Annotated in this window: 32 protein-coding genes and 1 other RNA gene; 16 read left to right on the plus strand and 17 right to left on the minus strand. The window is 53.3% G+C overall.

Annotated elements, in window-relative coordinates; translation table 11 throughout:
* Positions 1-183: RNase P RNA component class A (gene rnpB / locus ACSF8X_RS00005), an RNA gene on the minus strand; the annotation flags it as partial.
* A 73-nt stretch (positions 184-256) separates the two neighbouring features.
* The gene (gene rsmI, locus ACSF8X_RS00010; RefSeq protein ID WP_500850420.1) at positions 257-1,117 is read right to left on the minus strand and encodes a 16S rRNA (cytidine(1402)-2'-O)-methyltransferase; all 861 of its coding nucleotides are present in this window, start codon (positions 1,115-1,117) and stop codon (positions 257-259) included.
* A 61-nt stretch (positions 1,118-1,178) separates the two neighbouring features.
* Between rsmI and ACSF8X_RS00015 the strand changes: the two genes are divergently transcribed.
* Genes ACSF8X_RS00015 through ACSF8X_RS00030 form a run of 4 tightly spaced genes read left to right on the plus strand, consistent with a single transcriptional unit; the run spans position 1,179 to position 4,509 of the window.
* Positions 1,179-3,008 carry a penicillin-binding protein activator gene (locus ACSF8X_RS00015; RefSeq protein ID WP_500850421.1) on the plus strand — a complete coding sequence of 610 codons (1,830 nt, stop codon included), beginning with the start codon at positions 1,179-1,181 and terminating at the stop codon, positions 3,006-3,008.
* Complete coding sequence (locus ACSF8X_RS00020; RefSeq protein ID WP_047878582.1) at positions 2,986-3,360, plus strand: YraN family protein; 375 nt, start codon at positions 2,986-2,988, stop codon at positions 3,358-3,360. The genes ACSF8X_RS00015 and ACSF8X_RS00020 overlap by 23 nt, the downstream gene beginning before the upstream one ends.
* A 3-nt stretch (positions 3,361-3,363) precedes the next feature.
* Positions 3,364-3,954: a phosphoheptose isomerase gene (locus tag ACSF8X_RS00025; RefSeq protein WP_047878581.1), complete on the plus strand. Its 591-nt coding sequence runs from the start codon at positions 3,364-3,366 to the stop codon at positions 3,952-3,954.
* A 21-nt stretch (positions 3,955-3,975) separates the two neighbouring features.
* Positions 3,976-4,509 (plus strand): BON domain-containing protein, encoded by a 534-nt coding sequence (locus ACSF8X_RS00030; RefSeq protein WP_500850422.1) that lies wholly within the window; start codon positions 3,976-3,978, stop codon positions 4,507-4,509.
* A 51-nt stretch (positions 4,510-4,560) separates the two neighbouring features.
* On the opposite strand, the gene sspB is transcribed toward ACSF8X_RS00030, so the two are convergent.
* The 8 genes from sspB to zapE all read right to left on the minus strand — a co-directional run bounded on the left by sspB (position 4,561) and on the right by zapE (position 10,986).
* Complete coding sequence (sspB, locus tag ACSF8X_RS00035) at positions 4,561-5,046, minus strand: ClpXP protease specificity-enhancing factor (RefSeq protein ID WP_047878579.1); 486 nt, start codon at positions 5,044-5,046, stop codon at positions 4,561-4,563.
* Positions 5,046-5,684: a stringent starvation protein SspA gene (sspA, locus tag ACSF8X_RS00040; protein ID WP_047878578.1), complete on the minus strand. Its 639-nt coding sequence runs from the start codon at positions 5,682-5,684 to the stop codon at positions 5,046-5,048. The genes sspB and sspA overlap by 1 nt, the downstream gene beginning before the upstream one ends.
* An 85-nt stretch (positions 5,685-5,769) precedes the next feature.
* Positions 5,770-6,507 carry a cytochrome c1 gene (locus ACSF8X_RS00045; protein ID WP_500850423.1) on the minus strand — a complete coding sequence of 246 codons (738 nt, stop codon included), beginning with the start codon at positions 6,505-6,507 and terminating at the stop codon, positions 5,770-5,772.
* A complete protein-coding gene (locus ACSF8X_RS00050; protein WP_047878576.1) occupies positions 6,504-7,769 on the minus strand; it encodes a cytochrome b in 1,266 nt (421 codons plus the stop codon). Before ACSF8X_RS00050 ends, ACSF8X_RS00045 begins: the two co-directional genes overlap by 4 nt.
* Positions 7,769-8,359, minus strand: coding sequence for a ubiquinol-cytochrome c reductase iron-sulfur subunit (petA, locus tag ACSF8X_RS00055; RefSeq protein ID WP_047878670.1), 591 nt, complete (start codon positions 8,357-8,359; stop codon positions 7,769-7,771). The genes ACSF8X_RS00050 and petA overlap by 1 nt, the downstream gene beginning before the upstream one ends.
* 426 nt (positions 8,360-8,785) lie before the next feature.
* Entirely contained in the window at positions 8,786-9,178 is a 393-nt protein-coding gene (rpsI, locus tag ACSF8X_RS00060) for a 30S ribosomal protein S9 (RefSeq protein WP_047872725.1), read from the minus strand.
* Positions 9,179-9,193: 15 nt separating this feature from the next.
* Positions 9,194-9,622, minus strand: coding sequence for a 50S ribosomal protein L13 (gene rplM, locus ACSF8X_RS00065; RefSeq protein ID WP_047878575.1), 429 nt, complete (start codon positions 9,620-9,622; stop codon positions 9,194-9,196).
* A gap of 266 nt (positions 9,623-9,888) precedes the next feature.
* Positions 9,889-10,986 carry a cell division protein ZapE gene (gene zapE / locus ACSF8X_RS00070; protein WP_500850424.1) on the minus strand — a complete coding sequence of 366 codons (1,098 nt, stop codon included), beginning with the start codon at positions 10,984-10,986 and terminating at the stop codon, positions 9,889-9,891.
* Between the two features lie 289 nt (positions 10,987-11,275).
* Here zapE and zapG point away from each other — a divergent pair, with 289 nt between their 5' ends.
* From zapG to degS, 3 genes are all read left to right on the plus strand, one after another.
* Positions 11,276-11,698 (plus strand): Z-ring associated protein ZapG, encoded by a 423-nt coding sequence (gene zapG, locus ACSF8X_RS00075; RefSeq protein ID WP_047878573.1) that lies wholly within the window; start codon positions 11,276-11,278, stop codon positions 11,696-11,698.
* A 162-nt stretch (positions 11,699-11,860) separates the two neighbouring features.
* Complete coding sequence (locus ACSF8X_RS00080) at positions 11,861-13,228, plus strand: Do family serine endopeptidase (RefSeq protein WP_500850425.1); 1,368 nt, start codon at positions 11,861-11,863, stop codon at positions 13,226-13,228.
* A gap of 158 nt (positions 13,229-13,386) precedes the next feature.
* A complete protein-coding gene (degS, locus tag ACSF8X_RS00085) occupies positions 13,387-14,448 on the plus strand; it encodes an outer membrane-stress sensor serine endopeptidase DegS (RefSeq protein WP_047878571.1) in 1,062 nt (353 codons plus the stop codon).
* 104 nt (positions 14,449-14,552) lie between these two features.
* Here degS and murA read toward each other — a convergent pair whose 3' ends face one another.
* From murA to mlaF, 7 genes are all read right to left on the minus strand, one after another.
* Positions 14,553-15,809, minus strand: coding sequence for a UDP-N-acetylglucosamine 1-carboxyvinyltransferase (gene murA / locus ACSF8X_RS00090; RefSeq protein WP_047878569.1), 1,257 nt, complete (start codon positions 15,807-15,809; stop codon positions 14,553-14,555).
* Positions 15,810-15,818: 9 nt separating this feature from the next.
* Entirely contained in the window at positions 15,819-16,082 is a 264-nt protein-coding gene (gene ibaG / locus ACSF8X_RS00095) for a BolA family iron metabolism protein IbaG (RefSeq protein ID WP_420835123.1), read from the minus strand.
* Between the two features lie 13 nt (positions 16,083-16,095).
* Positions 16,096-16,407, minus strand: a complete 312-nt coding sequence (locus ACSF8X_RS00100; RefSeq protein WP_500850426.1) for an STAS domain-containing protein — start codon at positions 16,405-16,407, stop codon at positions 16,096-16,098.
* Positions 16,404-17,042, minus strand: a complete 639-nt coding sequence (gene mlaC / locus ACSF8X_RS00105) for a phospholipid-binding protein MlaC (protein ID WP_047878567.1) — start codon at positions 17,040-17,042, stop codon at positions 16,404-16,406. Before mlaC ends, ACSF8X_RS00100 begins: the two co-directional genes overlap by 4 nt.
* Positions 17,043-17,057: 15 nt before the next feature.
* Positions 17,058-17,531: an outer membrane lipid asymmetry maintenance protein MlaD gene (mlaD, locus tag ACSF8X_RS00110; protein WP_047878566.1), complete on the minus strand. Its 474-nt coding sequence runs from the start codon at positions 17,529-17,531 to the stop codon at positions 17,058-17,060.
* Positions 17,532-17,613: 82 nt separating this feature from the next.
* Complete coding sequence (gene mlaE / locus ACSF8X_RS00115; RefSeq protein ID WP_047878565.1) at positions 17,614-18,393, minus strand: lipid asymmetry maintenance ABC transporter permease subunit MlaE; 780 nt, start codon at positions 18,391-18,393, stop codon at positions 17,614-17,616.
* Positions 18,394-18,395: 2 nt separating this feature from the next.
* Positions 18,396-19,214 (minus strand): phospholipid ABC transporter ATP-binding protein MlaF, encoded by an 819-nt coding sequence (gene mlaF / locus ACSF8X_RS00120; protein WP_500850427.1) that lies wholly within the window; start codon positions 19,212-19,214, stop codon positions 18,396-18,398.
* A 430-nt stretch (positions 19,215-19,644) separates the two neighbouring features.
* On the opposite strand from mlaF, the gene ACSF8X_RS00125 reads away from it, so the two are divergent.
* The 9 genes from ACSF8X_RS00125 to ptsN all read left to right on the plus strand — a co-directional run bounded on the left by ACSF8X_RS00125 (position 19,645) and on the right by ptsN (position 25,903).
* Positions 19,645-20,610, plus strand: coding sequence for a calcium/sodium antiporter (locus tag ACSF8X_RS00125; RefSeq protein WP_047878563.1), 966 nt, complete (start codon positions 19,645-19,647; stop codon positions 20,608-20,610).
* 14 nt (positions 20,611-20,624) lie between these two features.
* The gene (locus ACSF8X_RS00130; RefSeq protein ID WP_500850428.1) at positions 20,625-21,596 is read left to right on the plus strand and encodes a KpsF/GutQ family sugar-phosphate isomerase; all 972 of its coding nucleotides are present in this window, start codon (positions 20,625-20,627) and stop codon (positions 21,594-21,596) included.
* Positions 21,596-21,772, plus strand: coding sequence for a hypothetical protein (locus tag ACSF8X_RS00135; protein WP_157037807.1), 177 nt, complete (start codon positions 21,596-21,598; stop codon positions 21,770-21,772). The genes ACSF8X_RS00130 and ACSF8X_RS00135 overlap by 1 nt, the downstream gene beginning before the upstream one ends.
* Complete coding sequence (lptC, locus tag ACSF8X_RS00140) at positions 21,769-22,326, plus strand: LPS export ABC transporter periplasmic protein LptC (protein WP_047878561.1); 558 nt, start codon at positions 21,769-21,771, stop codon at positions 22,324-22,326. The genes ACSF8X_RS00135 and lptC overlap by 4 nt, the downstream gene beginning before the upstream one ends.
* Entirely contained in the window at positions 22,313-22,816 is a 504-nt protein-coding gene (gene lptA / locus ACSF8X_RS00145; RefSeq protein ID WP_047878560.1) for a lipopolysaccharide transport periplasmic protein LptA, read from the plus strand. Before lptC ends, lptA begins: the two co-directional genes overlap by 14 nt.
* A 7-nt stretch (positions 22,817-22,823) precedes the next feature.
* Entirely contained in the window at positions 22,824-23,549 is a 726-nt protein-coding gene (gene lptB, locus ACSF8X_RS00150) for an LPS export ABC transporter ATP-binding protein (RefSeq protein ID WP_047878559.1), read from the plus strand.
* Positions 23,550-23,655: 106 nt separating this feature from the next.
* Positions 23,656-25,140, plus strand: a complete 1,485-nt coding sequence (locus ACSF8X_RS00155; protein ID WP_047878558.1) for an RNA polymerase factor sigma-54 — start codon at positions 23,656-23,658, stop codon at positions 25,138-25,140.
* A gap of 23 nt (positions 25,141-25,163) precedes the next feature.
* Entirely contained in the window at positions 25,164-25,451 is a 288-nt protein-coding gene (gene hpf, locus ACSF8X_RS00160; protein WP_047878557.1) for a ribosome hibernation promoting factor, read from the plus strand.
* A 2-nt stretch (positions 25,452-25,453) separates the two neighbouring features.
* Entirely contained in the window at positions 25,454-25,903 is a 450-nt protein-coding gene (gene ptsN, locus ACSF8X_RS00165; protein ID WP_047878556.1) for a PTS IIA-like nitrogen regulatory protein PtsN, read from the plus strand.
* Positions 25,904-25,909 lie beyond the last annotated feature (6 nt).

Below are 25,909 nucleotides of genomic sequence, written 5' to 3' on the forward strand. Positions count from 1 at the left end.
TCACCCTTACCTGTGCACCGTTCCGAAAAACGGGCCATCGGCGGTTTGCTCTCTGCTGCACTGGTCGTAGGCTCGCGCCCCCCAGACGTTATCTGGCACCCTGCCCTATGGAGCCCGGACTTTCCTCCCCTTCGCCAGTCTCCCAAGGGACATCAACGAAGCAGCGGTTACCTGGCCAACTCAGGCGGCAGATTGTATAGAACTTACTTCACAGTTACCAGTGAAAATTCTTACAACCTGTCAAGATGGTGGAAAATTAATCCAAGTTCTCCAAACCCCACTTATAAAGCGCGTTTTTCTTCACGCCGTGGATCTCCGCCGCCAGCGCCGCCGCCTTCTTCAGCGGCAGCTCTGCCACCAACAGGGCCAGCGTCCGCAGGGCATCTGCCGGCAGATCGTTCTTCTCGGCACGATGACCGGCCACCAACACCACCATCTCGCCACGGATCCGGTTGCTATCCCCGTTAAGCCAATCGATCAACTCCCCCAGAGGTGCACCGTGGAACGTCTCGTAGGTCTTGGTCAGCTCGCGAGCCAGTACCACCTGACGATCAGGGCCGAGTACCGCAAGCATATCCGCCAGCGAATCCATGATCCGGTGCGGTGATTCGTAGAAAATCAGGGTGCGCTCGTCATCCGCAAGCGCTTGGAAGGTATCGCGTCGGCCTTTGCTCTTCGGTGGCAGGAAGCCCTCGAAGCTGAAACGGTCCGACGGCAGGCCAGAGGCACTCAACGCCGTAATTACCGCACATGGGCCCGGCAATGGGACAACTTTAACACCGGCCTGACGACAACGATTCACGAGATGGTATCCTGGATCGCTGATCAGCGGCGTACCGGCATCTGACACCAAAGCAATACTGGTACCGGCCTGAAGCTTCTCGATCAAGTAGTCGGCTTTTTGCTGCTCGTTGTGATCGTGAAGCGCAAAGGTGCGGGTCGAGATCGAGAAGTGAGTCAGCAAGCGGGATGTGTGGCGGGTATCTTCTGCCGCAATCAGATCGACATTCGTCAGGACATCCAGCGCACGCTGTGTGATATCTGCCAAGTTACCGATCGGAGTTGGGACGATGTACAAAGTTGCGACATCTACCGTGCATGAATTCGTATCACTCATTTGTCTAAGATCTCATCTGCAATTAATATAGAGAGTAATTTGTCACAGTTGAATGAATTCAATGATCAATTTTACCCACAAGCGTAAAAGTGTATCACGACTGTTAGCCCCTGTAGCCCTTGCCGTGCTCTTGGCTGGCTGTAGTACCCCTAACCAGCAACACGTCGTGGCCACCGATATCACAGCAACAGCAACGGACACCGCTGCCAATTACCTGATCAGAGCCGAGTCTGCAGAAGGTGTTGAGAGCATTAATTGGCACATTCTTGCCCTCAAAGCCTTCATCAAAGACGGCCAATGGAGCCAGGCAGAAAAGCAGTCCGAGCGCCTTAGCCGCATGAACCTTGACCCGCTGCAAATGGCAGAATGGCAACTAGCCCGTGCAACATTGCGCTACCAGCAAGGGCAGCCCAAGGCCGCTCTCGATTCATTGAATTTCCAGCCATGGTGGACGCTGGCCGACAGCCAGTACCGTCGCTACCACATGCTGCGCGCCGAACTGCTGCGCCAGAATAACCAGTATCTGGACGCCGCACGCGAGCGCACCCAGCTCGATCGCTTCCTTACCGGCGACAAAAAAGCAGCCAACTGGCAAAGCCTGTGGAACGACCTGTCCAACCTCAGCAACAACCAGCTCCAGCGCGCCGCCATCGGTAGCGACGAAACGGTACTGCGCGGCTGGGTACAACTGACAGTGCTGAAAAACACCTACTCCCAGAATCCCGGCAAGCTAAAAAGCATGGTTGAGGACTGGCTGGCACAGAACCCTTACCACCCGGCCAACCAATACCTGCCTGCCGACCTCGATGCGATCATGTCGCTGGAAATTGCCGAGCTCAACAATGTCGCTCTGCTGCTACCGCTGACAGGACGCTTCGAGTCATCGGGCAAAGCAGTGCGTGACGGCTTCATCAATGCCATGCTCGATGATAGCAGTCGTGACGCCAATACCGAACTGACCGTTTACGATACCGAAGCTGAGCCGATGGCCAGTATTCTGGCCAAAATGGAACGAGACGGTGTCGAGCTGGTGATTGGCCCACTACGCAAGGAAAAAATCACCGAGTTCCAACGCGCTAACAGCAGCAAAATTACTCAACTGGCCCTTAACGAGCCAGATGAAACGAACATGATCCAAAGCAACGCCTGCTATTATGCATTGTCTCCGGAACAAGAAGCCGAGCAGGCTGCTCGTCACCTGTTTGCCAAGGGGCACCAGTTCCCTATGGTTCTGGCCCCCGCGAACAGCTATGGCCAGCGCGTCAGCAACGCGTTTATCGAACAATGGCAGCAACTGACCGGTAAAACACCGACAACGCGCCAGTTCAGCTCGCGTAAGCAGATCCAGCAGGAGATCGCAGCCGTCTTCGGCCTGACCGACAGCCAAGCCCGGATCGATCAGATGAAGCAGGTACTCCGGATGGATCTCGAGGCACAACCTCGCAGCCGCCGTGATACCGATGCTGTCTACCTGATCGCCAACAAAAATGAGCTGACCTTGCTAAAGCCATTCATCGAAGTGGCCGTCAACCCGGGGATCACGCCGCCTAAGCTATATGCCAGCTCACGCAGCTACCCGACCCGCACCGGCAATACCAACGAACTGCGCGGGATCGAGTTCAGCGATATCCCGCTGCTGGTCGACGCCAATGCCGGCTTCATGGCTAAGTTTGACGAGCTGTGGCCCAACAGCTCCAATACCAACCTACGCCTGCATGCCTTCGGTATGGATGCCTACAAAATGATCCACGAGCTGCCGCAGATGCAAGTCGTCGACAACTACACCACCCAGGGGACCACCGGCCAGCTAAGCCTCGATGACCAATGTGTCGTCCAGCGCCAGCTAAGCTGGGCGATCTTCTCCGGCAATGGCATTGAACCCGTTCAATAAGCGGCAACAAGGCCAAGCCTATGAAACCATGGCGGAGCAATTTCTGCGCCGCCATGGCCTTTCCCCCATCCAGCGTAACTTCCAGTGCCGTAGCGGCGAAATCGACCTAATCATGAAGCAGCAGCATTGTCTGGTCTTCGTCGAGGTCAAATTCCGTCAGCGAACCCATTACGGTTCAGCCGCAGAAGCGGTAAACTGGCGCAAGCTACAGCGACTCAAGCGAGCTGCGCTTTTTTGGCTGCACAAGAACGGCTATCCTATTGAGCATACAGAGTTTCGATTTGATGTCGTCAGCCTTGAAGGCACACCACCCAAAATCGAATGGCTTACCAATATCCTAGTTGAAGGTTGATCCATGCTAGAGAGCATCAAAGAAAGTTTTACCGAAAGCATCCAAACCCAGATTGCAGCAGCCGAAGCCCTGCCTGATGCTATTTCCCAAGCCGCCCAAGTCATGGTGCAGAGCCTGCTAAATGGCAACAAGATCCTATGCTGCGGCAACGGGGGCTCGGCAGCCAATGCCCAGCATTTTGCCTCCTGCCTGATCAACCGCTTCGAGACAGAGCGCCCAAGCCTACCTGCGCTGGCACTGACCGCAGACACCACGACCCTGACAGCGGTCGCCAACGACTACAGTCTCGATGAAGTATTTTCAAAGCAAATCAGGGCGCTGGGCCAAGGTGGGGATATCTTATTGGTGATCTCAACCAGCGGAAACAGCAAGAACATCATCAAAGCAATGGAAGCGGCACTGACCCGCGACATGACCATTATCGCCCTGACCGGTATGGACGGTGGTGAAATGGCGGGTCTACTGGGCACTCAGGACGTCGAGATCAGGATCCCGTCTCAGCGTACCGCCCGTATCCAGGAAGGCCACCTGCTGACCGTACACTGCCTGTGTGACCTGATTGACAAGGTGCTGTTCCCGCACCACGACGTATAACGCAAAGCAAGGATACGGGATATGCGTAAATTGTTTCTTCCCCTACTGCTAGCGGTATCGATCCTCAGCGGCTGCTCCATGCTCAATCCCGATGATCCCCGCACTGCCGGACAGCAGTGGCAGGATCAGAACATCGAGATGGAAATAGCAGGACTTATCACCAAGCCGCCATTCAGGCACCAAGCCCGGGTTAATGCCATCTCTATCTCGGGGAGGGTCCTGCTGATCGGCCAGGCCGTCGACGCCCAGACCAGCCGCCAGCTCGAGCGGCAGGTCCGCGATCTCGCCCATGTCACGCAGGTTTATAACCAACTGCAAATCCGCCCGCTGCCGGAGCTGGGAGAAGTGAGCCAAGACAGCTGGCTGACAACCAAAGTCAAAGCCCAGCTGGTCGCCAGCAAGCAACTGCGCGATGTCAGTATCATTGTCGCCACGGAAGGGCAGCACGTTTACCTGCTCGGCTTCGTTACGCCGGCGCAGGCGAACATTGCCGCCGATATTGCCCGCAATGTGGCAGGGGTCAAGCAAGTGATAAAGGCCTTTGAATACCCATAGCCAAGCGTAATCAACACGCATAAAAAAACGCAGCCTTGGCTGCGTTTTTTATTATTTGACGACCCGGAGACTTGGGCGACCACGAGGACGTGGCGGCTCATCATCAGGTTCGATATCAGTCACCGTCTCGTCATCATCGCTTACTGCGCTTAGCATATCGGCCGGCATATCATCATCGAGTTCTTCTTCGACAATCATCTCCGACATATAGGCAGGCTCAGGCTCGAACATCGTGCCAGCACCATTTTCGCGGGCATAAACCGCCATCGCCGCATACAGCGGTACGATCACAGAATGCGGGCGGCCGCTGAAGCGGGCACTGAAACTAATTGCTTCGTTGCCCAGTTCTAGATTGCCAACCGCACGCGGCGCAATATTAAGCACAATCTGGCCGTCACTGACGAACTCCATCGGGACTTTAACCCCTGGCAGAGTTGCATCTACAACCAAATGTGGCGTCAGATCGTTATCCACCAACCAATCATAATATGCACGAAGCAAATATGGTCGACGCGGTGTCATGCGATCCATATCCATTACTTACCTGCCAGGCGCATTTCGCGCTCTGCTTCAGTCAGTGATGCAAGGAACGAATCACGCTCGAATACACGAGTCATGTAAGCCTTCACTTCCTTCGCGCCAGGGCCAGTCAAATCAATACCCATTGAAGGCAAACGCCATAGCAGCGGTGCCAGGTAGCAATCAACAAGGCTGAACTCTTCGCTCATGAAGTATGGGAACTCTGCAAACACAGGGGCCAGAGCCAACAGCTCTTCACGCAGCTGCTTACGCGCTTTGTCTGCGTCGTCTGCAGTGCCTTTCTGTACTTTCTCGGCCAATGTGTACCAGTTACGCTCGATACGGTACATCATCAGACGGCTGTTACCACGGGCAACCGGGTAAACAGGCATCAGCGGCGGATGAGGGAAACGCTCATCCAAGTATTCCATGATGATATTAGCCTGATAAAGCGCCAACTCACGGTCAACCAGAGTAGGCACAGAATTGTACGGGTTGAGTTCAAGTAGATCTTCTGGCAGATTGTTTGGGTCAACCAGTTCAATCTCAACACTTACACCTTTTTCTGCTAGTACGATACGCACCTGATGGCTGTAGATGTCAGAGGCATCAGAATACAGAGTCATCACAGAGCGTTTATTGGCAGCAACAGCCATCAACCCCTCCAGTATATAGCAATACACAAAAAGCAACGGAGGCCCTAGCCCCCATTGCGAGATTCTAACCCACTAGATTACCTGATCAGTGGACATCACGCCAATACTCTTTCTTCAACAATAATGTTAGTACAAAGAATACCACGATAAAGCCCATCACCCAGTAGCCCAAACGCTGGCGTTCCAGCTTCATCGGCTCGGCAGAATATTCAAGGAAATTGACCAAGTCACGTACGGCCTCGTCGTACTCCTCGTCGTTCAACTCCCCGGTGCCATCCGAGCGGATCCCGACATACTCCTCGATCTCCACCCCGTCCACCAGCCGTGTTTCGTACACCTTGCTCGGAACCCCCTGCAGCTCTTCGAGGACATGGGGCATCCCCACACTCGGGAAGACGATATTGTTAACCCCAAACGGGCGGGTGGGATCGGCATAGAACGAACGCAGGTAGGTATAGAGCCAGTCACTGCCGCGCACCCGGGCAACCATCGTCAAATCAGGAGCAGGCGCGCCAAACGAGGCTGCGGCGTAATCGGCCGGTATCGCATTGACCATCAAATCGCCAATTTTGGCATTGGGATCGAAAATCAGGTGCTCCTTCATCAGATCATCGGGGATCCCGAGATCCTCCGCCACCCGTCCGTAGCGCTGGTACTGTGTCGCATGACAGGCAAAGCAGTAGTTCATGAAGATCTGGGCGCCTCGCTGGAGCGATGCCTTGTCTGACAAGTCATTGTTCGCCGCGTCGAGCGGGACAGATGGACCCGCCGCCATAGCCAGAGCAGGCAACAGGGAAAAAAGTATCACTATCAACTTTTTCATTTGAATGTCACCCTCTCTGGTAGCGGTTTGGTCGCTTCGTTCTTGCTGTAGAAAAACAGCAGGACAAAGAACATGAAATACGCAAAGCTGAAGATCTGCGCCAAGATGGTATAGGTCGGTGTCGCTGGCAATGCGCCGAGGATCCCCAGAGCCACAAAGCTCACGGTGAACTGGGCGATATTGAACAGGTGCAACTTACTGCGATAACGGTAAGAGCGCACCTTGCAGCGATCCAGCCACGGCAACAAGAACAACGCCACAATCGATGCCCCCATCGCAATAACCCCAAGTAGCTTGTCAGGCACCGCCCGCAAAATCGCGTAGAACGGGGTGAAGTACCAGACCGGGGCGATATGCTCAGGTGTCTTGAGCGGGTTGGCCGCCTCGAAGTTAGGCGGCTCAAGGAAGTAACCGCCCATCTCTGGGTTGAAGAAAATTACATAGCTAAACAGGAAGGCAAACACGGCCACCCCGACCAGATCTTTCACCGTGCCGTATGGGTGGAACGGGATCGAGTCGATGATATCGTACTTCTTGCTGTAATAGCTGTGGAATGGGAACTGGGTCTTATACCCCTCACCCTTGCTGCCTTTGGGCAGCTTCGTCTCGATACCATCCGGGTTATTCGAGCCTACCTCATGCAGAGCCAGTACATGAAGCACGACCAGCAGCAGCAGGACAATCGGGAGAGCTATCACATGCAGGGCGAAAAAGCGGTTAAGCGTGGCACCGGAAATCACGTAGTCCCCGCGGATCCACAATGTCAGATCATCACCGATCACCGGAAGCGCACCGAACAGCGAAATAATCACCTGCGCGCCCCAATAGGACATCTGGCCCCAAGGCAACAAATAGCCCATGAAGGCTTCGGCCATCAATACCAGGAAGATCAGCATCCCGAACAGCCACAGCAATTCACGCGGTTTCTGGTAGGAGCCATAAATCAACCCGCGGTACATATGAAGGTAAATAACCACGAAAAAGGCCGAAGCACCCGTGGAGTGCATATAACGCAACAACCAGCCATATTCGACATCACGCATGATGTACTCGATAGAAGCAAAGGCCCCGTCGCCTGACGGCACATAGTTCATCGTCAGCCAAATCCCCGTCAGGATCTGGTTCACCAGGACCAGCATCGCCAGCGAGCCGAATAGATACCAGAAGTTAAAATTTTTCGGCATCGGGTATTCAGATAAATGCTTGCGGTAGGCATTCATCACCGGCAGGCGTTTTTCAAACCAATCTACTATCCCTTGCATCAGACAGCCTCCTCATCAACACCGATCAGAATGGTCCCGTCATCCAAAAACGTATGTGGCGGAACCACCAGATTCAGCGGGGCCGGTACGCCAGAAAAGACCCGGCCGGCCATATCGAACTTGGAACCGTGACACGGGCAGAAAAAGCCCGCGGAGATACCGCTGACCTGCTCACTGAAGGTATTGGGCAGGTAGGTAGGGGAACAGCCGAGGTGGGTGCAGATCCCTACGGCCAAAAAGATTTCCGGTTTAACAGAACGATATTCATTCTGGGCGTAGCCTGGCTGCTGCGGCTCCGCGGACTGCGGATCCCGCAGTTGGCCGTCATGGCTACCCAATTCACTCAAAACCGCATCGCTACGGCGGACAACCCAGACCGGCTTGCCGCGCCATTCGACGCGAACCATCTGGCCATCTTCCAACTTACTGATATCAACCTCAACCGGCGCCCCGGCTGCTTTGGCTTTGGCGCTCGGATTCCACGATTTGATAAAAGGTACGGCTACAGCGGCGGCACCTAAGCCCCCAACAACCGAAGTCGTCGCGGTCAGGAAGCGGCGTCGGCCGTTACTTACTGGCGCATTGCTCATCCAACATTCTCCCATGTGCTCCCGCGCTGGATTATTATTATTTCCTTATGCGTCCTTGGAGCTTGCGGCTAACTTTCTACGGATAGAAAACAGTAGACCTCCACCGACCCTGGTGGAGCAAGCCTGCTTAAAAAGCACTGGCTTATCACACCAAATGATAAATAAAATGACACTTTGTGACAAGATAAAGCTACTTTTTCGCAACAAATGTGAGAGGTATGTTCTTTTTGTTTTCTGAGATGATACAGAATGCTGTGATATTAAGGATTTAGAAGGGTATAACGGGCTACAAACTGCGGTGACGATAGCACATCAATGGATAGGTTGTTGCTTATATGTGACAAGAAAATCAATAGATATAAAAAAAGCCCAACCCGTAGGTTGAGCTTTTTGTGCACAGTAACCAGATAAATCTGGTGCGTAAAATTAACGCTTAGAGAACTGTGGACGACGACGTGCTTTACGTAGACCCACTTTCTTACGTTCAACTTTACGTGCATCACGAGTAACGTAACCCGCAGCGCGTAGTGCTGGACGTAGAGTCTCATCGAACTCCATAAGAGCACGAGTGATACCGTGACGGATTGCGCCTGACTGACCAGTGATACCACCACCTTTAACAGTGATGTATAGGTCTAGTTTCTCAGTCATTTCAACTAGCTCAAGAGGCTGACGAACAACCATGCGAGCTGTTTCGCGACCGAAGTACTCTTCGATGCTGCGCTTGTTGATTACGATGTTGCCAGTACCCGGTTTAATGAAAACACGAGCAGCTGAGCTCTTGCGACGACCAGTGCCGTAGTATTGATTCTCTGCCATTGTCATAATCCCCAATTAGATGTCTAGTACTTTAGGCTGCTGTGCAGCGTGGTTGTGCTCAGTACCTGCGTAAACTTTCAGCTTACGGTACATTGCACGGCCTAGAGGACCTTTAGGAAGCATGCCTTTAACAGCAGTTTCAATAACCATTTCTGGTTTCTTAGCGATCAGCTTGTCGAAGCTGATTGACTTAAGGCCGCCGATGAAGCCAGTGTGGTGGTGGTACATTTTATCTGTACGCTTAGCACCAGTTACTGCTACTTTCTCAGCATTGATAACTACGATGTAGTCACCAGTGTCAACGTGTGGAGTGTACTCCGGCTTGTGCTTACCACGTAGACGAGATGCGATTTCAGTTGCTAGACGACCAAGAGTTTTGCCTTCAGCGTCAACAACATACCAGTCACGTTTTACAGTTTCTGGTTTAGCAACGAAAGTTTTCATGCTAATTATTACCCAAAATTAAATAGTTTCACTTTACGGGAGCCAATGCTCCCCTCTGTACAGAGCCCAGTCATCACCCCTTCGAGTGGTTGGCACTCCCGGCTTTTGCCGTTACAGGTACGGTGGGTCGCAAGATTATAGGGAAGGGTGGAGAAAAAATCACCTTTTTTTGAAAAAAAATTGCGATTTTTTCTGAACCTCAGTTTTCGCCCTATAATTAGCAGTTTTCCCTCGCCTATCCGTAGATTCTCCCATCTTTTCTTGGTTTAAACCAGATGGGCGCGTGCCAGATATTCATGGCTCTGCATTTCACTCAAGCGCGAACAGCAGCGTTGAAATTCAAAGGCCAGCTTATAACCCTGATAAAGATCATTCCACGCCACCTCCGCGGAAATAATCAAAGTCACATTGCGCTCATAAAATTCATCAACCAACGCAATAAAGCGCCGTGCCGCATCATTGTGCTCCTCCCCCATAACCGTGACCCCTGAGAGCAAGACAGTATGGTAAAGCCGGGCTATCTCCATATAGTCGCTCTGGCTTCTTGGCCCTAGGCACAAGGTCGAAAAGTCAAAATGCACCACCCCGTCATGCTCCTGGCTGGCCACCAGCGGCCGCTGATTTATAACGAGGGATTTAGCCGACGCCCCTACCGTACCGGCTAATTGATTAAAATACCGGGTCATATTGTCCTTAGCGGCACCGTCTAGCGGGTAATGGTAAATTTCAGCCAACTCGAGTGTCCGGAGCCGATAATCAACGCCGCCATCAAGATTCACCACCTCGCAATGCGCCTTAATAAGGGCGATGGCAGGCAAGAAGCGCGAACGTTGCAAGCCGTTTCGATACAGTTCATCAGGCGGAATGTTGGACGTGGCAACCAAGGTGATCCCTCGCCTGAACAGCGCCTCGAACAAGGTACCCAGCAGCATCGCATCCGTAATATCAGACACAAAGAACTCATCAAAGCAGATCAGGTCTGCTTCTTCGCAAAAACGGTCGGCCACCATCTCGAGGGGATCGGACTGGGCGCCAAGCAAGCGAAGCTCATCGTGGACCCGCTGCATAAATCGATGAAAGTGCACCCGCATCTTGCGTTTTAGCGGCAGGCACTCAAAAAAGGTATCAACCAGATAGGTCTTGCCTCGGCCGACACCGCCCCAGAAATAAAGCCCCCGGACAGGCGGAGGCGACGGAGGGGCCTGGCGGAGTACGCGCTGCCATAGTGACGGGGATGGGGTTGCTCTTGGGGCCATGAGGCGATGGTAGAGCTCATCAAGGTGACGTACCGCCTCCGCCTGCGCCGGATCTGCAATGAACCCCTCTCGGGTGAGATCCTGTCTGTATTTCTGCTGTGGTGTCATCCTTTCCTTGTACTTAATCGTTTTCCTTCCATGCCCAAGATAGTAACATGACCACCAGTGAGCATGTACAGAACGCCAATCGTGGCTATACTGAAGCTCGGCCTTGCAGTTTGTAAAAGCCGACGGGTGCTTACCTTAAATCATGCAAATGATTCAGCGGCAATTCATCTTATTACTCTAGAACAGATGAACATGGCAGTCCTGCTACTGCCATCCGCCGGGCACCATCCCCAAGATTCGGGAGGTAGCCTGTCGCAGTCCCTTTACCTGAAGTCAAAAGGAGTATTTCATGGCTTGGATTTATGCGCTTCTTATCTTTATTGCCGGGGCGATTGTCGGGGCCTTCGCTGCCCGTCTGGGAAACAAAGGCCTCAAACAACAAAAAGAGCTCAAGAAAGAGCTCGACAAATCAAAATACGAACTGGAACAGTTCCGCCAGGAGTTGGTTGACCATTTTGCCCAAAGCTCGGAACTACTAGACAATATTGCCAAAGACTACAGCAAGCTCTATGAGCACATGGCAAAAACCTCAACCGAGTTGATGCCAAACCTGCCAGAGCAGGACAATCCGTTTTCCCGTCGCATCAGCACGCTAGAGTCAGTGAAAAAAACTGACGAAGCTCAAGGCCAACCTCGTGACTATGCCAATGGCGCAACCGGCCTCCTAAAAGGTGAACGGGAGCAGGTGAGCGAGACCCCTAAAGCCAGCTAAACCCTGCAATTATCCACAAAACAGCATGCTCCCTCTGGGGCATGCTGTTTTTTTATTGTACAAATTTTGGAACTAACCCGCAGTTATCGAGTCTTAGGGTTGGCAGGATTATCCCATTAATTAGACACCTGCTTAGACTTGAATCTCGGAGTTATAGTAATAATGAAAAAACCTTTGCTTGTATTAAGTGCCCTTGCACTCGGCATCAGTTCTGTTATTACCCCAATCACTGCAACGGCCGCACTGCCCCATTCCGTCAACGGCCAGCAAGTTCCAAGCCTTGCCCCGATGCTGGAGCAGGTCACCCCGGCCGTTGTCAGTATTTCAGTCGAAGGCACGCAAGTATCAAAGCAGCGCCTGCCTGAAACATTCCGTTTCTTCTTTGGCCCAGAGTTCCCCGAAGAGCAGATCCGCGAGCGTCCGTTCCGCGGCCTTGGCTCAGGGGTTATCGTCGATGCCGACAAGGGCTATATCGTCACCAACCACCATGTTATCGGGGGCGCCGACAAGATCCTTGTCCAGCTCCATGACGGCCGCGAAGTCAGCGCCGAGCTAATTGGCAGCGATGAGATGTCCGACATCGCCCTGCTCAAGCTGAGCAACACCAAAGATCTCACCGAAATCAAGCTGGCCGATTCAGACCAGATCAAAGTCGGTGACTTTGCGGTTGCCATCGGCAACCCGTTCGGCCTTGGCCAGACGGTTACCTCCGGCATTATCTCTGCGCTGGGACGCAGCGGCCTGAACATCGAGAACTTCGAAAACTTCATCCAGACCGATGCTGCTATCAACAGCGGTAACTCCGGCGGTGCACTGGTCAACCTCAATGGTGAACTGGTCGGGATCAATACGGCAATCCTCGGCCCGAACGGCGGCAACGTCGGTATCGGCTTTGCCATCCCGGTCAACATGGTGAAAAACCTAACCGAGCAGATTATTGAATACGGCGAAGTCAAACGCGGCGTACTGGGCGTACAAGGTGGGGAGCTAACCTCGGAGCTGGCTGAGGCATTCGGCTACGAAACCAACCACGGGGCATTTATCAACCAAGTTATGCCGGATTCTGCCGCAGCCAAAGCCGGGCTAAAAGCCGGCGATATCATCACCTCGGTCAACGGCAAGGAAATCCAGACCTTCGGCGAACTGCGGGCCAAGATAGCCACTATCGGCGCCGGCAAGACGGTCAAACTGGGCATTGTCCGCGACGGCAAGGAAAAGACCGTCAAAGTGACCCTACAAGGCGCAAGCCAAAACAAGGTCAAAGCCGATAACCTCCACCCGGGACTGAGCGGCGCGGAATTTGCCAACACCACCGCCAGCGACGGTATCAAGGGCGTCAAGGTCACCAATCTGCAAGAGAAATCCATGGCGGCTCGCTACGGCCTGCAGCAGGATGACATTATTCTGGGCGTCAACCGCCAGCCGGTCCGCAACCTCGGCGAGCTGCGCAAGGCACTGGAAAGCCACAGCGGCGTGTTGGCACTGGAAATCAAGCGCGGCGACGCGGTCCTCTACCTCATCATCCGCTAACCCTCACCATCAAGACAGGCAGCCCTTGGGCTGCCTGTTTCTTCACGCCGTTAATATGCTACGCCATTCTCAAAATAACGCTGAAATTTGGTATCTTGCTACGGTAATGGTAATCTCGTCGGCTATATTTAGCGGTATTCGTTTTCAAGGGAGCATACATGCTGGCGTTCTTAGGTCGATCCATATTGCTGGGTGTCGTCACGGCCATTGCCCTATTGCTCGCATTCCCTGATCTGCGCACTCAAATGCTGGCGCCAACCACCGTCCTGCCGGCCCAGCCAGACCAGACCCAACTCTCATTCAACTATGCGGTACGCCGAGCATCGCCTGCCGTCGTCAACATCTATAATCGTCGCTACAACGCCAACGACCGCCTCCAGCTCAGCACCCAAGGGCTAGGCTCCGGCGTGATCATGAGCGACAAAGGCTACATTGTTACCAATTACCATGTGGTTGCCGAGGCCGATCAGGTCATTGTCGCTCTGCAGGATGGTAGGATCCTAACCGCCCAGTTAATCGGCAAAGACCGCCGCACCGATCTCGCGGTACTCAAAATCCCCGCAGACAACCTGCCGGTGATCCCACTCAATGCCCGTTACAAACCCGCTGTAGGCGATGTGGTTTTGGCTATAGGCAACCCGTACAACCTAGGCCAAACCACCACCTACGGAATCATCTCGGCAACGGGGCGAGCAGGAATGAGCTTCTACGGCCGTCAGGATTTCCTTCAAACTGATGCCGCGATCAACGACGGCAACTCCGGCGGGGCGCTGGTCAACACCCGCGGCGAGTTAGTAGGCATTAACACCGCCTCATTCCAGCAGGCGACCGATATCGAGACCTACGGGATCTCTTTTGCGATCCCTTATGAGCTCACCCAAACCATCATGAACAAGCTCATTGCTGACGGCCGGGTGATCCGTGGCTATATCGGCCTCGAAGCGCGGGATATCAACCCGGTCATGGCCCGCCTCTATGATGCCGACCAAGTCAGCGGGATCATCGTGATGGGTATGGATCCCAACGGCCCCGCAGCCAAGGCCGGATTCAAAGTCCAGGATATCCTGGTCGAAATCGACGGCAAGCGTGTCACCGACCGACGCAATGTGCTCGATATCGTAACCGACCTTCGTCCGGGTACGCAGGTTGCCATGAAAGTCCTGCGCAACGGCCAACCCAAGACCCTCAGCGTCCTGATTGGCGACGAGCCTGAAGTCTGAGCGGCATCCAGTAATGCATTGACCAACAGTAATGCATTAACCAAATAGCAGGCATAAAAAAAGCGAGGAATCATCCTCGCTTTTTTTCATCTATCGTCAGCAATTTAGTCGCTAAAGCGCTCGATGTTCATACCCAGCGCACGGAACTTGTCTTCGATATGTTCGTAGCCGCGATCAATATGGTAGATACGATCGACGATCGTCTCACCCTTGGCAATACTGCCTGCAATCACCAAGCTAGCCGATGCACGCAGGTCTGTAGCCATTACCTGAGCGCCGCTCAGGCCGTCGGTATCACCACAGATAACCGTGTTGCCTTCAATCTCGGCACGCGCACCCATCCGGATAAGCTCAGGAATATGCATGAAACGGTTTTCGAAAATCGTCTCGGTAATAATCCCCGTCCCCTTCGCAATCAGGTTCAACAACGAGAACTGCGCCTGCATATCGGTTGGGAACCCCGGATGCGGGGCGGTACGGATATTTACAGCGGTCAGCTCGCGATCCGTCATGTCCAGACTGATCCAATCGTCGCCGGTTTCAACCTTGGCACCCGCTTCTTCAAGCTTAGCCAACGCCGCTTCCATCAATGACGGACGCGTATTGCGACACACAATCTTGCCGCCAGATACCGCAGCGGCAACCAAGAAGGTGCCAGTTTCGATACGATCTGGCAGCACTTCGTGGTAACCGCCACCTAGACGCTCAACACCTTCAATAGTAATGGTATCGCTGCCTGCGCCGCTGATCTTCGCCCCCAGCGTATTGAGGAAATCTGCCGTATCGACAATTTCAGGCTCACGCGCGGCATTTTCGATCACGGTCGTACCTTCGGCCAAAGTCGCCGCAGACATAATGGTCACTGTCGCACCGACACTAACCTTGTCCATCACGATATGGGCACCTTTCAGGCGACCATCAACGGTGGCTTTCACATAGCCTTCATCCAAGGTAATTTCGGCACCCAACTGCTCCAGGCCGTGGATATGCAAATCAACAGGACGGGCGCCAATCGCACAACCGCCAGGCAGGGAAACCTGACCTTGCCCGAAACGAGCAACCAATGGGCCGAGCGCCCAGATAGACGCACGCATGGTCTTCACCAAATCGTACGGCGCACAGTACTCGTTCACGCTACCAGCATCGACATGGACTGAACCATTGCGTGACACCTTGGCACCTAGACGGCTCAACAGCTCCATGGTCGTATCTATATCACGTAGCTTAGGTACGTTAGCGACCTCTACCGGCTCTTCTGCCAACAACGCGGCAAACAAGATTGGCAGAGCGGCATTTTTTGCACCCGAAATGGACACTTCACCACACAGCGGGCCACCGCCCTGGATTCGAAACTTTTGCATCATAACCTCTTAGGACAGCGACATTAGCTTTTTGTCACGTGCCCACTCCTCAGGAGTGTACGTCTTAATACTCAATGCATGGATTGCATTGGTCGCAATGTGCCCCATCAGCGGGCTGTAAATGGCCTGCTGTTTTTTCACGCGGTTCATTCCCTCGAACATGGCACCAACAGCGATCACTTCGTAATGGCTGCCATCACCCTTGACAATCACTTCGTCAAGCTCAAGGGCACTTTCCAGAATTTGTTTAATTTCAGAAACTTCCACAAGCATTCCTCTTGACTGCTTACGTTTTGCAAGCAGAGAACATTGATTCTACATGGCTCAGGCGAAGCAGCGTATTAAGCTGTTCCGGCACATTCAACAAGTGAAGCTCAGCCCCTTGTTGCCGGAGTTGCTGGCAAAGGTGAAGCAACATCACCATACCGGCAGAATCCACCCGGGTAACAGCGGCCAAATCCAGCGTCACCGCAGAGTCTGCGGGCATCCATTGCTGTCGCTGCTGCCAAAAAGCTGGAACTGTGTCACGTTCCAATGCCCCTGACAAGCAGTAATGGCCATTTTCCTGAACTCGCCACTCAATCTTTCGCTTACTCATTGATTTTGGGCCTCGCGGCGAATTGGCTTGGCTGCCAGTGCCTTGAGATCCTGAGTTACTGCATCAACACCTTGGCTGCGAAGCTTGCCGCTCCACTCACTCTGCTTGGTCGAAATCATACTGACGCCCTCGGCGACCATATCAAAAGCCTGCCACTGTGACGTCTTGCTGTTCTTGCGCAATTTAAAATCCAACCGGATTGGCGGACGCTGGTTATCTAGAATATCCACTCGGACAGAAACGACTTTGCGATCTGCCGGTACCGCTTTGGCCGATTCAATCTTAATATCCTGATCCGTATACTGAGTCAGCACCTGGGCATAAGAGGCCACCAAATACTCGGTAAATGCCGCAACAAAGGCGTTACGCTGCTGCGCCGTCGTCTTTTTCAAATTGGGCCCAAGCACCTTGAAGGCCGCATAGCGCGCATTGACGTAAGGTAGCAACTCCTGGCGAACAACCGTACGCAGCTGCTCAGGATTACGCTGGATCTGTACTTGTTCTGCCTTAAGGCGCGAAAACGTCTGCTTTGCGACTTGATCAATCAGGCGATAAGGGTTGCTCTGATCAACCGCCGCCAGAGTGATGCCCGGAATCATCACGATTAGCCACAAAGCATGTCTCAACCACTTCATTGTTTTCTCCCTTACTTATTTGTCACCGCCAATGCTGTAGAGCACTTGGCCAATCATATCTTCCAGTACCAACGCTGATTTTGTATCTTCAATCAGGTCGCCATCATGCAACATCTCGATATCCTCATCGACAAAACCCGGCTTAATCCCCAGGAACTGCTCGCCCAGCAGGCCTGATGTCAGAATAGCTGCTGAACTGGTTTCTGGGAAATAGCCATATTTCTTATCAATCGACAATGTTACGACCGGGACATACGTCTCGGTATCTAGCGTGATGTTAGCAACCGTACCGACGGTTACACCACCGACCTTGATCGGTGAACGCACCTTGAGCCCGCCGATATTGTCAAAATGTGCTTTTAGGGTGTAGGTTTCTGTACCACCGATGCTCTGTACGTCGGCGACTTTGAAGATCAGCACCAACAATGCTGCAATTCCAGCCAAGACAAAGCTGCCTACCCATAATTCTAGTTTTCTTGTTTGTTGCATCAGAAAATTCCTGTTGTCGTCCCTGCTGGCACTTACTGGCCCCTAAACCCTTTCTGCGGGGACCAATACGTCATATTTGTTTTTAGCTGAACATCAGGGCGGTAAGAACAAAGTCCAAGCCCAATACTGCCAATGATGAATGAACCACTGTCTGGGTCGTTGCCCGGCTGATCCCTTCGGAAGTCGGTACCGCATCGTAACCATTGAAGACCGCAATCCAGGTCACCGTCACGGCAAAAACCACCGACTTGAGCACACTGTTGCCAATGTCATAGCCCAGCTCGACAGAGGACTGCATCACCGACCAGAAACTGCCGTGGTCGATACCTTTCCAGTCAACACCGACCAGCTCGCCGCCCCAAATGGCCGCAGCGATAAACAGCATCGCCAGCAGCGGCATCGAAATAACCCCAGCCCAGAAACGCGGGGCAATCACCCGCCGTAGCGGATCCACCGCCATCATTTCCATGCCGGACAGCTGTTCGGTTGCCTTCATCAGGCCAATCTCTGCCGTCAGCGCCGAGCCTGCCCGGCCAGCAAACAGCAAGGCCGTCACGACGGGGCCGAGTTCACGGAGCAACGACAGAGCAACCATCTGGCCAAGGCTGGTTTCGGCACCAAAGTCCACCAGCACGATATAGCCCTGCAGGCTGAGCACCATCCCGATAAACAACCCCGACACCAGGATAATAGCCGCCGACATCACCCCCACCGAATACAGCTGGCGAACCAGCAGCGGGAACATTTTGCGGGGCTGGGGCTTGCTGACCACCGCGCCGTAAAGCATCAGGGTCGCTCGGCCAATCGAGCTACACAAGGCCAAGGCCCGTTGGCCTTGGCGGGCCACTAAATCCAACACCATGCCTATCGATCTCCCAAAGAGGACAAAAACAACTCATCAGCCATCGGCTTGGCTGGGTACGTAAAAGGCACGGGGCCGTCAGCATCACCGTCGAGGAACTGGCGGATCCGCGGATCCGGATCGGCGGACAGCGCCTGTGGGCTTCCCTGACCGATAACCTTACCACCGGAAAGTAAATAGACATGATCGGCAATGCTCATCACCTCGGGCACATCATGCGACACAATGATCGATGTGATCCCCAAGGCCTTGTTCAAATCGCGGATCAGCTTCACCAGTACCCCCATGGTAATGGGGTCTTGGCCAACGAATGGCTCGTCATACATAATCAACTCAGGATCCAACGCAATAGCGCGCGCCAGAGCCGCTCGGCGGGCCATACCGCCGGATAGCTGGTTAGGCATCAGCTGGGCCGCGCCACGCAGGCCGACGGCTTCCAATTTGAGCAATACCAGAGTATGCAGCAAATCGGCGGGTAACTGGGTGTGCTCGCGCAGCGGGAAGGCGACATTGTCATACACCGTCATATCGGTAAACAGCGCCCCTGACTGGAACAGCATGCTCATCTTCTTACGGGCCTGATACAGCGCCTGCCGCTTTAGAGCCGGTATATTTTCCCCTTCGAACCAGACCTCGCCGCAATCAGGCAGCAACTGGCCGCCAATCAAGCGCAGCAAGGTCGTTTTGCCGATCCCTGACGGGCCCATAATGGCCGTGATCTTGCCTTTTGGGACGTCTAGGGATACATCATCGAAAATTTTACGTTCTCCTCGAGAGAACGTCATCTGGCGGATCGACACCAGCGGTTGGCTCTGCTCCATCACGCTATCAACAAGGCTCCCCTGCCGTTCTGGGTCACCCTCGGTGCCACAACTAACAGTAATATATGAATAGAATTAGATATTTAAATTTTACGCCTTGATGATAGGTACATTATGATGCCAACTCAAGGCTATAACTGTAAGAACTCTGTTATTTATCCCGCCCACCTCGCTCGCCAAACCGCGTATTTATGCGCCAATTGCGACCTATAGCTAGCATTTTGAGTCACCAATGACATCAAACAGCGCTCTCTGTGAGCAACCTACAACACATCTGACAAGGCGGTTAATTTCTCTCTGCTTACGCTTTCTTTTTACAGGCTGAACCGTCAAAATTAACCACCTATATCTTTGGTGACGGCGTTCAACCCAACGGGCTAAGAACACCGCCACAAGATCTGTCTATTTAAATACAACAAAAGGGATAACCATGCTCGAAGCCATCGTGTTGCTTTGTATCGGTCTGACGTTACTGGTATGGAGTGCTGATCGACTTGTTTTTGGTGCGGCCGCACTTGCGAAAAACCTCGGCGTAACTCCATTGGTCATCGGTATGACTATTCTTGCGATGGGCTCTTCCGCGCCGGAGATGATGGTTTCGGCCACCGCTGCCCTTGATGGCAAAACCGATACCGCCGTTGGTAACGTACTTGGCTCCAATATCGCCAATATCGCCCTGATCCTCGGCATCACCGCACTGATCAAGCCTCTTTCGATCAGCTCCGAGATCATCCGCCGTGAATTACCGCTGATGATGGTCGTCACCCTGATTGCCGGCGGCCTACTCTGGGACAACCACCTCGGCTTCTACGAAGGTGTATTGCTGGTCATCCTGTTTGTGATTTTCTTGCTAGCCATGCTGAAAATCAGCCGCAATGCCAAGAGCAGCGGAGATCCTCTCGTTGATGAGCAAGAGTCGGAGATCCCGGAAGGCGTCAGCAACACCGCAGCCACCATCTGGACAGTGATCGGCCTGGTACTGCTGCCGTATGCCGCCAGTATGCTGGTTGACTCTTCTGTAACTATCGCCAAGCATTTTGGCATGAGCGATCTGGTGATCGGCTTGACCATCATTGCTGTCGGTACCAGCCTGCCGGAGCTGGCGGCATCGGTTGCCAGTATCTTCAAGGGCGAGGACGACATGGCTGTCGGCAACATTATCGGCTCCAATGTCTTCAACATCCTCGCTGTCATGGGGCTTCCGGGATTGCTCAACCCTTCAGAGCTCAGCCCGCTAGCGATGGATCGCGACTATTTGGTTATGCTCGGCGTATCGGTACTGCTTGTTTTGATGGCGCTGGGCAAACGCCGCCGCATTAACCGCGTTGAAGGTGCAATTCTCCTGGCTACCTTTGTCGCCTATCAAGGTTATCTCCTTTATAATCTGGCGGCCTAACGGAGATCTAAGCTATGTCAGAAACGTTTGATTATTGTGAAATTGGCCGTCGAGTGATCGATATCGAGGCCCAATCCCTGCAGCGGCTAACCCAATACATCAATGGTAGCTTTACTGCTGCCTGCGAACTCATTGCCAATGCCAGCGGCAAAGTCATCGTGATGGGAATGGGCAAATCCGGGCATATCGGCAACAAAATTGCCGCGACCCTTGCCAGCACCGGCACACCGGCATTCTTTGTTCATCCGGGCGAAGCCAGCCACGGTGATCTGGGCATGGTTGCCAAAGGGGATGTGTTATTGGCCATTTCCAACTCCGGCGAAGCATCAGAGATCCTGACCCTGCTTCCGGTAATCAAGCGCTTGGGCATCCCGCTAATCAGCATGACTGGCAAGCCCGCCTCAAGCATGGCCAAGTTGTCGCAGATCCACCTGCAGATCACCGTCGACAAAGAAGCCTGCCCGCTTGGGCTGGCTCCCACCTCCAGCACCACCGCAACGCTGGCGATGGGAGATGCAATCGCCATTGCCCTAATGGAAGCCCGCGGCTTCACCGCCGATGATTTCGCCCTGTCCCACCCGGGTGGAGCACTAGGCCGCAAACTGCTGATGCGGATCAGCGACGTAATGCACTGCGGCGAGGCCCTGCCTGTGGTACAGGAAAATGCGACCATCAAAGATGCGTTGCTCGAAGTCTCTCGCAAAGGCTTGGGAATGACAGCTATCATAGATCAGGATCAGACCCTGCTCGGGATCTTCACCGATGGCGATCTGCGCCGCCTGCTGGACAACCATGTCGATATCCACAATACGGAAATCGGTGAGGTAATGACCCGCAGCCCAGCGACCATCACGTGTGACGTCTTGGCCGCTGAGGGACTGAAGCTGATGGAAGACAAAAAAATCAATGGCCTGCTGGTCACCGATAACGGCAAACTGGTTGGGGCGCTTAATATGCATGACCTCTTGAAAGCCGGAGTGATGTAATGCAAATTGGAGCGCTTGGCTGCCCTGTATGCCATACACTGTATAATGAAACATTAGAGACCCGGCTGCTGATTTGTGATGTAGGTGCGGCCTTTTCTTATAAGTATGAGACTGTGTACAACCTGCTCCTTGAAGCCAACGGCAAATTAGATAAACATAAAGGTTTAAGCATATGACCTTACAAAGGCTACTCTCTGCCTTGCTACTGGTAGTTTGTGCATGGACCGGCTACTACCTGCTGGACAAACACTGGGAAGAAGACGTGCAGGTTGCTCCTGATGCCGAGAAGCCTCTGTTTACCGGTAATACGGTAACCAATACCTCGTATAACGAAGCGGGCCTGCGCAGCTATCAGATAGATGCCAGCTACCTAGAGCACTTCAACCAGAGTGGCAATACCGACTTTGTCGACCCCGTCCTGTGGGTCTACCGAGACGGAGATGAAACCGAATGGCGGATCAGTGCCGACAAGGCCCGCCTTGACAAGGATCACGTACTGCAGATGACCGGCCACGTTAGGGTATTCAACCTGCTGCCACAATCTGCACTCAAGGTCATCCAAACCGACAACCTGCGCCTCGATTTGATCAGTAAGGATTTCGACACCCCGGATCCGGTCAAGATTACCGGTGAACACTTCGAAAACGAAGGCATCGGCCTGAAAGGGAATATGGATCGTAGCATCGCTACCCTGTTGAATAATGTAAAAGGTAGATATGAAGCACTTTAAACTTACTACCCTGCTCTGCCTGCTGCTCTCTAGCCCTACATGGGCATTGAGCAACGATACCGAGCAGCCTATCTATATCAACTCCGACAATCAGGAACTTGATATCCAGAACAATATCGTCACCTTTACTGGCAATGTAATCTTGCGTCAGGGCAGCATTGACATCCGCGCCGACAAAGTCGTCGTGACCCGGCCTAGCGGTCAAGAGGGCAAAGAGACCATTGATGCCTACGGTGCCCCTGCGACGTTCCACCAGTTGATGGACAACGGCAAGCCAATCGACGGCGCGGCAAAGAAAATGCGCTACGAGACATCAACGGAATTCCTCAAGATGACCGATGATGCCATCCTGATCCAAGAAGGCAGCGAAATTCAAGGCAAGGTGATTAGCTACAAGATCGACGAGCAAAAACTGGTCGCCGAAAGCGGAAAGAAAAAACGCGTTACCACTATCTTGCAGCCTAACCAGCTAAACCAAAATAAGAAGTAAGCTCGACATGGCAGTATTGAAAGCACAAAACCTGGCCAAAAGTTACAGCGGGCGCAAAGTTGTTTCCGATGTCAGCCTTGAGGTTCAATCCGGCAAGATTGTCGGCCTGCTAGGCCCCAACGGTGCCGGCAAAACAACCTCCTTCTACATGATCGTGGGCCTAGTCGCCCGCGATGCCGGCTCGATCACTATCGATGACGTCGATATCAGCCTGCAACCCATGCACAACCGTTCACGGATGGGCATTGGCTATCTGCCCCAGGAGGCCTCAATCTTCCGCAAGCTGTCAGTCCACGACAACCTGATGGCAGTATTGCAGACGCGTAAGGAGCTCAGCAAAGCCGAGCGGCAGGACAAGCTGGAAGAACTGCTCGACGAGTTCAATATCCAGCACATCCGCAATAGCTTGGGGATGGCGCTCTCTGGTGGTGAAAGACGCCGGGTAGAAATTGCCCGCGCCCTGGCCGCCAACCCTAAGTTCATCCTACTCGATGAACCTTTTGCCGGTGTCGATCCTATCTCTGTGATCGATATCAAGAAAATCATCGAGCATTTACGCGATCGTGGGCTAGGCGTACTGATCACCGACCATAATGTTCGAGAAACTCTGGATGTCTGTGAACAAGCGTACATCGTCAGCCAAGGGCACCTTATCGCCCACGGCACACCGTCTGAAGTACTCAACGACGAGCACGTGAAACGAGTCTATCTGGGCGACCAGTTCCGTCTATAGTTAGTAGTAAGGACGTACCGAAGCGGACACCCTGCAGGCACGGACCAACAGTGTTGCTGGGTGTACTGCCAATAGCAAAGATAACAATTAAGGTACATAAATAACGATGAAAACCTCGCTTCAGCTCAAACTTGGTCAACAGTTGGCAATGACGCCCCAGCTTCAGCAGGCGATCCGTCTCTTGCAGCTATCGACTCTGGATCTCCAACAGGAAATCCAAGAGGCTCTTGATGCCAACCCCCTGCTTGAGCTTGAAGAGAGTGCCCATGAAACCCTCACCGGCGAAGAGCACAAAGATCGCGACAACGACGACAGTCGCGATAGCAGCGAGGCCGACTATTCAGACAGCGATGCCGAGAGCTTCGATACCTCCGAAGCCATCGAGAAGCGTGAAATGCCCGAAGATCTGCCCGTCGACACCACCTGGGACGACGTCTACAGTGCAGGCACAGGCAGTACCGGCATTGCTCTCGACGACGACATGCCCGTCTATCAAGGCGAAACCACCGAAAGCCTGCAAGATTACCTCACTTGGCAGCTAGAACTGACGCCGTTTAGCGAGACTGACCGCACCATTGCCACCGCCATCATTGATGCCATTGACGAGAAAGGCTACCTGTCTTGCTCGACAGACGACATTCTGGAGAGCCTCGGCGATGACGAAGTCGAGCTTGACGAGGTCGAGGCGGTTCTCAAACGCGTCCAGCAGTTCGACCCTCTCGGCGTAGCGGCCCGCAACCTGCAAGAATGCCTGTTGCTGCAATTGGCCACCTTCAAACCCGAGACACCATGGCTGGCAGAAGCAAAAATGCTGCTGACCGACTACATTGACCTGTTGGCCAACCGAGACTTCCGCCAGCTGATGCGCGATACCCGGCTCAAGGAAGCTGAGCTGAAACAGGTCATGCAGCTGATCCACGGACTTGACCCGCGCCCGGGTAACCGGGTGGTAAATAGCGAAACGGAATACGTCGTGCCCGATGTATCGGTATTCAAGGATCACGGACAGTGGGTCGTCACCATCAATCCAGACAGCGTACCGCGGATCCGGGTCAACGAACAGTACGCGGCGCTGAGCAAGAGCACCCGCAACACGGCCGACAGCCAGTTCATCCGCACCCACCTGCAAGACGCCAAATGGCTGATAAAGAGCTTGGAAAGCCGCAACGAAACCCTGCTCAAGGTCGCCCGCTGTATTGTCGAACATCAACAGGACTTTTTCGAATATGGCGAGGAAGCCATGAAGCCGATGGTGCTCAATGACATCGCGCTGGCTGTCGACATGCACGAGTCCACCATTTCACGGGTCACGACCCAAAAATACATGCATACCCCACGCGGTATCTTCGAACTTAAATACTTCTTCTCCAGTCACGTCAGTACCGATAACGGCGGTGAATGCTCATCGACCGCTATCCGGGCTCTGGTGAAAAAGCTGGTCGCGGCCGAGAACCAGGCCAAGCCACTGAGTGACAGCAAAATAGCGACATTATTGGCGGAACAAGGGATTATGGTGGCACGACGTACCATCGCCAAATACCGAGAATCCCTCGGGATCCCGCCGTCTAATCAGCGAAAACGCCTACTCTAAGGCGAACAAGAAGGAAGATGTCTATGCAAATTAATCTTACTGGGCACCATATTGAAATCACCCCATCCATGCGTGAATATGTGGAAACCAAGTTCGACAAACTCGAACGTTTTTTCGATAAGATTAACAATGTCCATGTCATCTTGAACGTGGAGAAGCTCCAGCAGGTCGCCGAAGCCACCCTCCATATCAACGCTGGGGAAATCCACGCCAAGGCGGATTCTGAAAATATGTATGCCGCGATTGATGCTTTAACTGATAAACTGGTACGTCAACTAAACAAACACAAAGATAAACTCAATAGTCATTAATCATGCAACTGAGTAACGTATTGAGCCTGGACTGCACCAAGAGTGCAGTCCCTTGCACCAGCAAGAAGCGCGCTCTCGAGATCATCAGCGAAATCGCGGCCCAGCATCTGGACCAAAACCCCCAGCCATTATTCGAATGTATGCTCAATCGAGAAAAGATGGGCAGTACCGGCATTGGCCACGGCATTGCGATTCCCCATGGCAGGATCAACAACAGCGATGAAGCCATTGCGGTTCTGATCCAGTGTCAGGATCCCATCCAGTTCGATGCCATCGACAACCAACCGGTCGATCTGCTCTTCGCACTGCTGGTACCTGAAACCCAATGTCAGGAACACCTAAAAACACTCGCCAGCATGGCTGAAAAACTCAACGACAAACACATCTGCAAACAGCTCCGTACCGCGCAAAGCGACGAAGAGCTTTATCAAATACTCACCTGTGATTCATAATGATCA

The organism is Photobacterium panuliri (assembly GCF_059920555.1).